This window comes from Leptospiraceae bacterium, from assembly GCA_016708435.1.
Classification (GTDB): domain Bacteria; phylum Spirochaetota; class Leptospiria; order Leptospirales; family Leptospiraceae; genus UBA2033.
Window position 1 is genome coordinate 1 of record JADJFV010000027.1, and the last position, 11,217, is coordinate 11,217.

Here is an 11,217-nt window from a genome sequence, read left to right on the forward strand (position 1 = left end):
AGCATTTTTTGAACCTTCTGGCTAACGTTTCCAGTCGGTTTAAAAACAAAATAAGTTGGAGGATGAGCATGAGAAAACTTATCCTTTTCCATACAGCACATAATAACAATCATCTACTTGATCAGTTAAGTTCGTTTTCCATTTTCTTTCCTTCATAATCTTTTTCAATTGTTCTCTAGTCCAGGGAGCTTCCCCTATTATACCAATATGAAGACCATTACTTTGAATGAATTCGATAATATCACCTTTTCTAAAAAAGATTTCGCTTTCTTTTCTTCCGGTAAATGGCAAATTTTCTGCTTTCAATCTTGAATGATACAAATTTAGATCCTTCCCATAAATTCTTGTAGATAAAACAATCTCGTTTTTTCTATCTACACTATATTCGGCTAATTTAAAGAACAAGATAGATGTTTGATCTTTCGGATTTTTCTCTAGAGAGTATAACGATTTCCAAACTGGATTTGATTTTAATTCTTTCATGAATCTTTCCGCTTGTAACGGATTACGAAAATAGCCTAAATGATCGAAATCCAATTCTTTCGGATACTTGACTATTCCTTCGTAGGTCACGACTTCTAATTTAAAAATAGAGTTACGCATGAGTCATAAATGATAAATTTATTTATCTCAGAAACCAATGCTCATGCATTTTTTCTAAAAATGAAATATCAAATTTTAGATCTGCATCGCCAATAACAGAATTAATTCTACACCTTGGACAAAGTGCTGACTCTCCTACTCCATCTTTATAACTACGCCAAAAACAATTTCTTTAGAGAAAAAAAGTTCCAAACAGTAAAAACAACCGCATTCTTTACTTTTAAGAATTGATTTCCGATTATTTGAGCAAAACTTATGAGCTGTAATAATATCCATTAATACTGATAACAGTTAAGTTTGATTCGAATTCTTTGTCGAATACAAGTTCCACAACTTTAAAAGTAGAATCATTTACTGCTTTGCCTTTCCTTTAAAAGTTTATCCAGGCTTTTCACAATAAATCCTCGATCCAGAATATGCATTAGTCGCTATTCTAGGATTAATATCTCTCTGATAGAGAAATGAATTTAATTTAAAAATCTTAACGGCTTCTAAAATATTCTTCTACCAGGTTATATACACGAAAGATAATGAGACGTTCATTTTTATTTTTCTTTGCATATTCTTTAATTTGATTTATTAGTTCAGTGGTATGTTTGATTGTATAATGACAGCAACCAGGAGCTATTGCACTTAATCTTTTGAATCGAGTCTTATACTTCTCTAAGAAATTTTCGGTTATATCAAAAGGATGAATCGCTGGATACTCATTCTTTTGTTCGACTCTTTTCATATTGTATTTATAAAAAAGATACGACAATTCATCCTTAACCGTTCTTTTCGGAAATAACCATTCTGGAAAATTCTTCTATTTCTAAAGGAGCAATGCCTTTAATCAGAATATATACAAAACCTTCTAGTTCAGAGTCGGGGATAAACATTGTTTTACTCAAAGAATGATTTTATTTTTTCAATCAAACCGAAAGAAAAAATACTTTTGCTTTTATAATTTTTTAATCCGTGTGTTACGGTATCAAATCCATTAGATGCTGTATCAATTTCTTCAGCATCCATATTTTTTTCAATAGACCACCCTACTCCGAGTCCAGTTTCTTTATATATTCTGTATGAACTTCGCCATAATTTACATTCTGGTCGTCAATCACCCGATCCTTTATCGTTCTAGTCATTTTATTATTTGACTTGGTAAAGTTCTCCCGTGACTTCTTATATTCATAATACTCATCTGCTGATTTATCTCTTTTAAAAAGTTCCATGTCTATCTCTGAAATCATTCTATTTTTAGAATTAAATTAATAAAAGAAGAAATTTCCAAACTTGGAATATTCTTGCGGTGGAAGAATTGAATATTTCGTTACGAATAAAACATTTTATTTCAAAATCGCAAACTGAGAGCTTTGGCTCGATTCTCGATCAAATTTGGTCGAATTAGACTTTTTCTATTTCATTTTACCCTCTCTAGAATGCGTTAAAAGGTAGGTTTCTCGACATATCATTTTCTGATTCTCCTCTTATCGAAATATTTATTTGAGCGGTCACTTACTCACTCAATTGAGCGGTCAAATCCGGTCAAGTTTCGGTCAAAATTCGGTCAATTGACCGCTCAATTTGCTCAAATTAAATTTTGAATTTTATTAAATTTATTTCTTACATGTCTTGAAAAACTTTTATTCCCTCTAGATTGATTATCGAAAAGATTGCAGTTGTTGTTTTATTCAAGAAAGTGAAATGCAAAATTATTTAAGTTAGATATTCATGATTAAAAAAGAAAAACCGTCTCGCAGTAAACCAGAATTAGTTCCTTTTTATACCAAGTCGTGTTTCCAAAGACAAAGATGAAATCGTAAAAGAGATTGAAACACTTCATTTAAAGTTTTTAGAAAATGCTAGAAACCATCTTCTACTCGCAAAAAAAATTGGAGGGATTTTAGAAAGAAAAAAATCTGAGGTCAAACTACTATATGAAAATAAATAAGTATTGGGATTCTTTAATCAATACTCCAACCAAATCTGTTGGAATGCTCACGGAAGCAATTGAACTCATTACTGAAAAAAGGTCTTTAGATGCAGAGGCTGTCTCAGAAAAATTGAGACAGGAAAAGAGAGTTGAGCACAAAGACATTATTAGCCTCCATAGACGATTTTTTAAAAAAGGCGAATCATTAAATAAGAATGAGAAGAAAGCCTTATTCCGGTTTCTAGATGATGTTCGCTTTAAACGAGAAACAAAATTTCAAAAAATACCAGGAAGGAATCGAAAAGATCAAAGAGGCTATACAGGAGAATAAAAAGCAAATTAAGAAGGTCCTCGATTCTATGAAAGATTAAGTTTCTGTCTTTTTGAAATTTCTGCAAAAATGAAGCTTTGATTTGAATTTCGTAAACCGTGAGCTTTCTCGTGATTCTCGGTGAAATTTGGTTGAATTAGCTTTTTTGAATTTTTTCTTAGCCTCTGTAGAATGCTTTAAAAGGTAGGTTTCTAGCCATATCATTTTGTAATTTTCCTCTAACTGGCTTATTCATTTGACTGGTCATTCACCCGCTGAACTTTTGGTGAGTTTTGGGTGAACTTTGGGTGATTCACCTGGTCAAATTTGATTTTAATATCTGCAAAATTATTTCTTAAACAATTTGAAAATCTTTTTCATAGCATTTTATAAACCCAGTCACTTTCTTCCTATACTGGATTTGACCACCTCATTGAGCTAGCTCAAAATGACTTCAGAGAAAGCTCAAATAAAGATCAATTGACCTCCTAAATTTGAGCTATGCCTTTTCCTATTTCCGATTTCCATCACAGCTTTCTGGCTACATTGAATCCAAAAGCTATGTGTAACCATTTGTTTCTTTTCGTGGAATATGGGATGTAACCGGATGATTGAAATTATTTATTTCGAGATTTTTCCTTTTTTATAATCCAAAATTCATAAACCGTGAGTATAGCGTAAATAAATGTAAAATTCCGTAAAGTTAGCATTTGGAAATTATTTATTTCAATTTTTAAAATGCGTTACAGCATAGGTTTCTAGGCATTCTTGGTTTCACCTATTTCAATCTCTCCAGTATATCTTTTACATGTGATTTTATAATGTAAAATTTTATAAAGTCACATGCAAAAATTTGTAAATTTTTGTAAATTTACATGTAAAATTATGAGAAATTCATGTAATGATTTGCAAACTCTCTCAAAATTCTTTTTTTAAATATACCTAGACCTTTTGTAACTTACACTTATACGCCCCTACTACTCCTTTCATTTTTTACGCGTGGCTCACGTCGAACTTTCGTGAGTTCACGCGTGAGATTTGTGTGAACTCACACGTCAAAAAGCGTGGAATTCACGTCAGGATTCGCGAAATCTCGTAAAATTTATTTTTTAAGAACGCATGGACTATTATAAAGTGATCTTAAACCGAAAAACCTTTTATATCTAGGAGACAGGTTTTGCCTAAATGGCTATCTCATTTATAAAAATTTCCTAGTTTTGAACATTTTATAACCCAAAAATCATAAACTGCGAGTATTCTGTAAATGGCAGTAAAATTCAGTAAAGTTTCAACTTCCTAGAAATTTATTTCCAATCATAAAACACATTGAAACATCGGTTTCTAGGCATTCTCTTCTGGAAAATTTCAAAGTCGGACTCTCTTTTTATTTTCTGTAATTTACAGAGCAAACTTTCAGTAAATTTTTAGTAAAATTCCTGTAAAAAATCTGTAAATTTGGCTGTAAAATAGGTTGCCATTTTACAAAACGCTTTAATACCTTTTACTCAATTCTTTTAAAAGATTAATCAAGGACTAATTTGTTTCATTATTTAATCATACAACAAGCTCCCCTACTACATCCAGATAAGCCCTTACCCAAAAAACTAAGCTATCTAAAGCCTCAAAATCTTTTGTACCGTTCGTTTTAAGAGGTTTTGTCTTTGCATTAGCCCACTTTAACGAGTACACGCGTTAATTCGTTGTACCGTTCAATTAATGCAGTTTTAGACATTATTTTTTCCCCTTTCTTGACCATATCTTCCAAGTAAGTGTTTAGTTCGTTAAACTGAGTATATGTAATAAGCAGGTTTCTGAAATCAGACAGTCAATCTTTCTTCATTTTATCATGGAAGTTAGTTTCTGGAGTCTCTTCTTTTGAACTTAATTCTAAACTCTCTATCCCTACCCTATCTTTATTAATTTCTTGTACTTTTGTTAAGATAAGATTTTTATTATACAAGTCCTGAGACGGTAAAACCGCTTCCTCGGAGACAGTCAAACTGGATTGTACTAATTGTCTAGGTATGGTAAAACTGGCATGGATTGCTATTGGTCTATGGATACGTTTTCTTCTTCTTTGGTCTAATTGCTTTCTTACTTTAGCCATTCGGTATGCCTTGAAATTGAAAAGATATACCCTTGAATTTCTTCTTACCTTATATACTCTTAAATAGTTTCCTTCTTTTAGGAAGTCGAGAGCTTTCATAACTTTGTTTTTCGAAAGCCCGCAAGCTTCATCAGGGTTCTATTTTAATTCCGGTTTCGGGTGTGTTTTCTTCCGATGTTGTAATGCATCTTGTAAGCGAGCTGTAAGATTACTCTGAGAGTATTTCCGTCTAGAGAATCAAAGATCGGATTTCTGACGTAATCGAAAACAATCCCCTTCTACTTCTCTGCCTTTTGCAGATGGAAGAAAAAAGGAATGATAAAATTTCCAATCGCCTTACTATCATTCTCTTTTTGTATTCGGTCGTAGTCAGATAACGAATCCCTTTAAAAACAATGTCTTCTTTCTTAACATCATTTTCAATTTGTCTCGCAATATCTTTTGCTATTTCTTCGTACGTGCAAGGGGTATAGTTTACCTGGAATTCGGTTTTGTTATTTGCTACGGATCTTTTTTTAAAAAGTCCTTTCTTAACTAACCACTCAGCTCCTTTACGGATTGATTTCTCCGAGTAGCCATTGCAGTAATAGGAAAGATTTCCAACTGACAACCAGGAACCCTGAAAATATTCTACATTACGTCCAGGTAGAACAGAAAGTAAAATTTTAAATCCAATCTCACTTTCATTATGATTCACCTTTCCATTTCTTACATTAGTGAAATAAGAAACAGAGACAAGGCAATCCATAAATTGCAACAATTCATTTGGTAAGGAAACCGTCTTGTATAACCGGTAAATATTTTCTCCAGGGCATAGCTTTTTAAAACTGATAGGATTGAATATAGTTATCCTCATACATTCACCTCTTTTAAAAGGGAGATAAATGAAACTACCCCTACTACACTGAGATTAGATTTTAATTCACCGGTTCTTTTTCTATATGTGAACACTCCGTATATTACTTTCTTTTTTGTATTTGCATACATGGAAACTATTAAGCCATGTAAACAAATCATCTATGAGTTTATATTTTTAGATAAGAATTTTTGAATACATTAGCCCTTCTCTCTTTATATTTTTGTCCTTTGAGGTTCAGGCTAAAGTTTGATTTTAGGCTTTACCTTGCATGACTATATTTGGTCGAGTCATAAGGTATGATAAGGATCTTAGGAAATCATACCTCAATGCATTTTGATATTATGTCTTATTAAATGTAAAAATTTTTTTCAGGAAGAGCTGTAAAAAAAGAAAAACCCAGCAACCGACCAAAGTTACTGGGTTTGTTTTGCAAGTGGTAAAGCAACATTATTGCTTTCTATAGGGAATGATTATTATGTTAACACATTCTCTATATTTGTATACTCTTCATGATGTACAAATATTTGCAATCAATATTAAAAGAAAAGTTATAGGATATTGGCAAAAATAGCATGTAGTTTCAAGAAGAATTAAATCTTTTTTGTCACAATTTTTAATTTTTTCTCAATATCTTTTTTCTCTTTGCTTAAATGTTTGATTTCAGAGTTTATTTCTTTTAATCTGGCTTTTAACTTGGTGTCATTGGCTTTCTTATCAATGGAAGTCGGCTCGAATTATTTTTTTTGGTTTTTTCACCTATTCTCCTGCCTTTTGAATCCTTCTTCTCGACGTGGTGAATTTCCCCACGTGTTAAAAGCTCTTTTCTTTTTTTGCTTACGGTATTTTTATCGACCTTAGTTCTACTAGCTATATGCCTGTCCGATTGTGTTGGATCTTTTTTTAAAAAGTAATTTATTAACGCGTATTTTTGTTCTTTTGTAAAATGTCTCCGTTCTAGATTATCATTTATTGTGAATTCTTTATATTCCTCTTTAGTACCTTCTAAAATAACACTTGGTATTACCGCATCTTCACCATTTATTTTTTTGAAAATTTCGAGTCGATTCCACCCTGCAAGAAGGAAAAATTTATTTCCTTCTTGTAAACTTTCACAGGGTCTCTAAGCCCTTCTTTCTTAATGAAATTTTCTAACCTTTCTCCGTCAATGCTAGAAATTGACCATGAGTTTTTGTGTCTCTTGTAACCTCGCTAATAGAAAATATTTTTGCTTTCATTCCTGTCTACCAGTTTCTTCCATTATATAAATCCTAAGATTGGGGTAATGATATTTTCGATTATTGTGGCACTAGGTTTTTTATTCTCACAAGAAAATGAAAGTGTTGAAATGTTCTTTGGAATAACTCCTATTAAATCTTTTTTAAAGGTTTCATTAAAAGTTCTAGAAAGGTTATTCTGAAATCCATTTTTGTCTTCTGGATCTTTCCATCCGATGAAAACTACTTTTCCTTTTTTTTTATTTTCTTTTATAGATTCCAAAGTATATATTGTTGGTTTATAAGATTGCTTAGAAATTTCGCAAGGAACAAAAATTTCATTAGAGAAAAAAATAGAAGCTCTTGTAATCCCTTGAAGAGTTGGTGGAGTGTCTATTAAAACAAAATCATAGCCTTTCGCGAAATCCTTTAACGAGTTTTGTAAGGAATACGGAGCAACGGTTGAAAATATTTTTGTCCAATCTATAGTCACTCGGGATAATATCTATTTTGGAGTCTACCAGAGACTATCAAAATATCATAAAGTCCAGCTTGCTTATCGGTATCTGAGTAAAGAGAAGAAATTCCACCTTGCGGATCAGTATCAATGATTAAAACTTTCTTTCCATCATTACATAAAGATTTTGCAAAAAGCGAAACGGTTGTCGTTTTCCCTGACCCACCTTTTTGATTTATGATTGAGATTATTTTCATGAGCATTCCTTTTGCGAAGATTTTATAAAAGTTGTTTCATTTGCTAGTTGGTAGTCTGATTTTAAATCTTCAATCATCAAATCTTTTCCTTAAAACATTTAAGTATTATTTAATTGATTTCTATTTCCTAATAGGAACTAATTTTAAATGTTATGTAAAATTGCCTTGAGCTAAAAGATTTTATGCTTTTATTTTCTTATCCTATGAAATATGAATCGGGACATTACATATATAGTAAAGGATTTTCTTGTTGATTAGATCGAAACATAAATAATTTGACGTGGTGAAATTCACCACGTCAAATTATGCATTGGGTTTTATAAATTCTCGTTAAGCAAATATTTATGTTTACAAAATTCTTTTTCTTTATTAATTTAGTTAAAAGAACTTGAGTTTGGTATCTAAAATTATTATTTTGAGGTGAGCAATGGAATTATTTAGCAAAAACGATAAAAACGCGAAAGATTATTATGATTTCAAAGAAGCGCGTGAGAAGTTTACTGAGAGAAATAATGAGATGACTGAAACAATAAAAGATAAAACCATTGATTCGGAAAATGTAGATTTTGCTCAGGCACATATAAATATTTACGAAGGAGTTGGATTAGGCTCAGATTGGAGAGTAGATAAATCTGATAGCGCCAATGACATTAATCAAGCATCTCAAGGCTTTAAAAAAGTATCATTGAATTTACAACCTAAAAGAGATAATTCGATGCGAGCATCATCATTACTCAGTTGGATTAAGGGGCTTTTTAGTGAGGAATAATATATTTATAGAGAATACGGAAGTTTCTGGGATAATTTTTATTCTTCTCAAGAAGTTAATTCCGATTAATCTAAATGAATACATTAAGAAAATGAAAGATGAAACAGTTGATTTTTCATCTGAATCTTCTTTTTGATTTTTCACTTATAATTTAAAGAAGTATGATGATAATAGGATTTTCCTTCGGTATATCGCGAAGATTTATTGAAGCCTGATTTCATAGTCCAGTATAAAAAAGTATGATAGATTGTATAGAATATCGGAACATTCTTAGTTATCATATTCAGCATACCTTTGAAAATCCAAATGTCATTCTACAATATGCAAAAGAACAAAATGCAGATAGATTAATTGTTTTTAAGTCCAGTAATATTGTAGATAATTATTTAAGACTTATCAAGATTCTTAAACTGAATTCGTTTGCTTATCGAAGGGAATTAAATGCGGATCTTTCTTCAAATTTATATAGTCCTGCCGGATTCATACAGAATAAGAAATTGAATACGTTGTTAAGAGGGAAGGGTAAGTCTGTTACTGATACAACATTTAAAATTTTACAGCTTGTTTTCGATAAAGAGCTAGATTCCAATCTAGTTACAATTCAGCATATCCAGGATAAAAAAGAATCTAAATATGCAATATGAAAATTTAAAAGTGCAATAGAGTAGGGGATTCGACTTCTGGTTAGTGGGATCAAATCAGAAGTCGAGAATTGTTCAAAAAACTGAACTTTTATACTAATTTGTTTCTTTTAGCCTAACTAAAAAATGTTTGCTTTCCTGGGAATGACTACAGTAGTGTTTATACAAATCCGAGAATAGCAATATATCATAAAGTATTTAAAGATAAATTGTTTCCAAAAAAATAAAGGGTCTGCTAAATTGCTAATTAGATCAAAAAAATAACCAATTGAGTCTAAAAAATGATTAAAATTTTTTTAATTTTGCATTCGTATTCTATAATTTCATAAAAGAGGTTTTATTATGAATAAAGTTTATTAAAACGATTGTTTAAAACTATGCCTCCAGAAAAACCTGGAAATTGTTCGAGAGTTGCACAAGAAATTATATCTGATGAAAGAAAAAAGGACATTCAATTTTAGCGGATGATTTGGAGATAATTCTTAAGAAGAGACTAGCTTACGAAGTTAGTAAGCCAAAAGGTAAAGTTGTACCTTTACATGACATCCCTACAGATAGACGTTATAAAATTCCTCTCGCAAAATATGTAGATAGGGAAGGCTTCGCTCATCATATGATCTTACCTCCAACAGTCGAGAAAAAAATTAGAAGAATAGAGGAGAATATGCTGGTAGAGAACGTCTGGCTCTTTTTGGATTGAAGCCAAGAAAAAAAAATGTTATTTATGGTCATCCTGGTTGCGGAAAAAGTATGAGCGCAGAACGAATTGCATGGAATTTAGGATTGCCTTTTTTAAAAGTTCGATTTGAAGCTATCTTATCATCATTTCTTGGAGAGTCTGCTGGAAATCTAAGAGGTCTTTTTGATTCTATTGCTGACTATCCATGTGTTCTTCTTCTAGACGAATTCGATTATATTGGAAAGAAAAGAGAAAGCAATAATGATGTAGGTGAAATGCATAGAATCGTAAATATTCTTTTGCACCTGATGGAAGAATATGCATCTCCTGGTATCTTAATAGCTACTACGAATGTTGAAAATAGTCTCGATAATGCATTATTTAGAAGGTTTGATGATGTAATAGAAATTCCTCGTCCATCAGAAAAAGAAATTCACCAGTTATTAAAATCTACATTGTCTTCTATTAAAATATCTAACAAGATAGATTGGAAAATAATTGCAAATAAACTAAATGGATACTCTGCTGCTATTGTTGTAAAGATAGCTCAGGATGCTTCCAAAGAAGCAGTGTTAAAACAAGAATTACCGGTTAACGAGTCTCATATATTAAAGGCAATAGAAGAGAATAAAGATACAGGAAAATAAATGGCAAATTTTCCGCATCTTAGAATAAAGCAAAGTCTTGACGCAACGTACAAGCCTCCCAGGGGCGGCGGTGGAAAAAAATCTCCAATTACTACAGGCAATCTCAATAATAGAAGTGCGCATGGAAATAATTTATTAAATCAGGCTAATCAAATTATTGATGATTGGGCTAATCAACTTAATGAACGAGTAGATGCTAGTTTACCTCCATTACCGGAAGCAATCCCTTTATTTCTAAAAATTGATTCTGATAAAATGGATATGGATTCGCTACGATCATTTGGAATTGAAATAATATCTATTGAGGATGACGGAGTTATCATAGGATCCTCAGTTGGTGAGGATTTACAGTTGATTAGCCTCAAGGAAAAATTCTAAAATTTTAAATGAAAGCAAGAAGCAAAATCAGGCTGCTCAACTATGGGAAATTGAAACAGGTAAGAGTTGGAGACTTGAAAATATTCTATCAGAAAGTCTACTCAGTAAATGGAACTCTATTTCAGAAACAGGGAAATTACGTTGTAGATTTAGGTATATCATGTAATCTTTATATATCAAAATTTCCTGCTAGGAAAAAAGGAGAAACGGATAACAAGTATAATTCTAAACTTACTAAATGGCAAGAAGAAAAAGAAATTAGAGATGGAAAGGGATGAAATTTCCTTTAAAAGACAACGTGATTTGGAAAATCTAGTATTGAATGATATATACGAAGGAAAAATTTTAACAGGATATATTGATTTCGGAGATAGTTTT

13 protein-coding genes and 2 pseudogenes are annotated in these 11,217 nt (G+C 31.5%); 7 read left to right on the forward strand and 8 right to left on the reverse strand.

The features are described from left to right. Positions 1-78: 78 nt before the first annotated feature. From IPH52_18795 to IPH52_18805, 3 genes are all read right to left on the reverse strand, one after another. Positions 79-603: a hypothetical protein gene (locus IPH52_18795; protein MBK7057055.1), complete on the reverse strand. Its 525-nt coding sequence runs from the start codon at positions 601-603 to the stop codon at positions 79-81. A 481-nt stretch (positions 604-1,084) separates the two neighbouring features. Beyond that, positions 1,085-1,363 (reverse strand): hypothetical protein, encoded by a 279-nt coding sequence (locus tag IPH52_18800; GenBank protein ID MBK7057056.1) that lies wholly within the window; start codon positions 1,361-1,363, stop codon positions 1,085-1,087. A 274-nt stretch (positions 1,364-1,637) separates the two neighbouring features. After that, positions 1,638-1,820 carry a hypothetical protein gene (locus tag IPH52_18805; GenBank protein ID MBK7057057.1) on the reverse strand — a complete coding sequence of 61 codons (183 nt, stop codon included), beginning with the start codon at positions 1,818-1,820 and terminating at the stop codon, positions 1,638-1,640. 705 nt (positions 1,821-2,525) lie between these two features. On the opposite strand from IPH52_18805, the gene IPH52_18810 reads away from it, so the two are divergent. Further along, a complete protein-coding gene (locus IPH52_18810; protein ID MBK7057058.1) occupies positions 2,526-2,852 on the forward strand; it encodes a hypothetical protein in 327 nt (108 codons plus the stop codon). Positions 2,853-2,888: 36 nt separating this feature from the next. On the opposite strand, the gene IPH52_18815 is transcribed toward IPH52_18810, so the two are convergent. From IPH52_18815 to IPH52_18835, 5 genes and pseudogenes are all read right to left on the reverse strand, one after another. Next, the gene (locus IPH52_18815; protein ID MBK7057059.1) at positions 2,889-3,056 is read right to left on the reverse strand and encodes a hypothetical protein; all 168 of its coding nucleotides are present in this window, start codon (positions 3,054-3,056) and stop codon (positions 2,889-2,891) included. 1,600 nt (positions 3,057-4,656) lie between these two features. Then, positions 4,657-4,938 (reverse strand): hypothetical protein, encoded by a 282-nt coding sequence (locus IPH52_18820; protein ID MBK7057060.1) that lies wholly within the window; start codon positions 4,936-4,938, stop codon positions 4,657-4,659. Between the two features lie 229 nt (positions 4,939-5,167). Continuing rightward, a complete protein-coding gene (locus IPH52_18825; protein MBK7057061.1) occupies positions 5,168-5,794 on the reverse strand; it encodes a hypothetical protein in 627 nt (208 codons plus the stop codon). Further along, positions 5,791-5,955: a hypothetical protein gene (locus IPH52_18830; protein ID MBK7057062.1), complete on the reverse strand. Its 165-nt coding sequence runs from the start codon at positions 5,953-5,955 to the stop codon at positions 5,791-5,793. The genes IPH52_18825 and IPH52_18830 overlap by 4 nt, the downstream gene beginning before the upstream one ends. A gap of 1,099 nt (positions 5,956-7,054) precedes the next feature. After that, positions 7,055-7,725: pseudogene (locus tag IPH52_18835) on the reverse strand (ParA family protein). Positions 7,726-8,152: 427 nt separating this feature from the next. On the opposite strand from IPH52_18835, the gene IPH52_18840 reads away from it, so the two are divergent. From IPH52_18840 to IPH52_18865, 6 genes and pseudogenes are all read left to right on the forward strand, one after another. Further along, positions 8,153-8,494: a hypothetical protein gene (locus tag IPH52_18840; protein MBK7057063.1), complete on the forward strand. Its 342-nt coding sequence runs from the start codon at positions 8,153-8,155 to the stop codon at positions 8,492-8,494. Further along, a complete protein-coding gene (locus tag IPH52_18845; protein ID MBK7057064.1) occupies positions 8,484-8,630 on the forward strand; it encodes a hypothetical protein in 147 nt (48 codons plus the stop codon). Before IPH52_18840 ends, IPH52_18845 begins: the two co-directional genes overlap by 11 nt. 103 nt (positions 8,631-8,733) lie before the next feature. Continuing rightward, positions 8,734-9,138, forward strand: coding sequence for a hypothetical protein (locus tag IPH52_18850; GenBank protein MBK7057065.1), 405 nt, complete (start codon positions 8,734-8,736; stop codon positions 9,136-9,138). A gap of 374 nt (positions 9,139-9,512) precedes the next feature. After that, positions 9,513-10,461: pseudogene (locus tag IPH52_18855) on the forward strand (ATP-binding protein). After that, on the forward strand, positions 10,462-10,839 hold the full coding sequence (locus IPH52_18860; protein MBK7057066.1) for a hypothetical protein: 378 nt from the start codon (positions 10,462-10,464) through the stop codon (positions 10,837-10,839). It begins immediately after the preceding pseudogene. An 8-nt stretch (positions 10,840-10,847) separates the two neighbouring features. Beyond that, complete coding sequence (locus IPH52_18865; GenBank protein MBK7057067.1) at positions 10,848-11,117, forward strand: hypothetical protein; 270 nt, start codon at positions 10,848-10,850, stop codon at positions 11,115-11,117. The last annotated feature ends 100 nt before the right edge of the window (positions 11,118-11,217 follow it).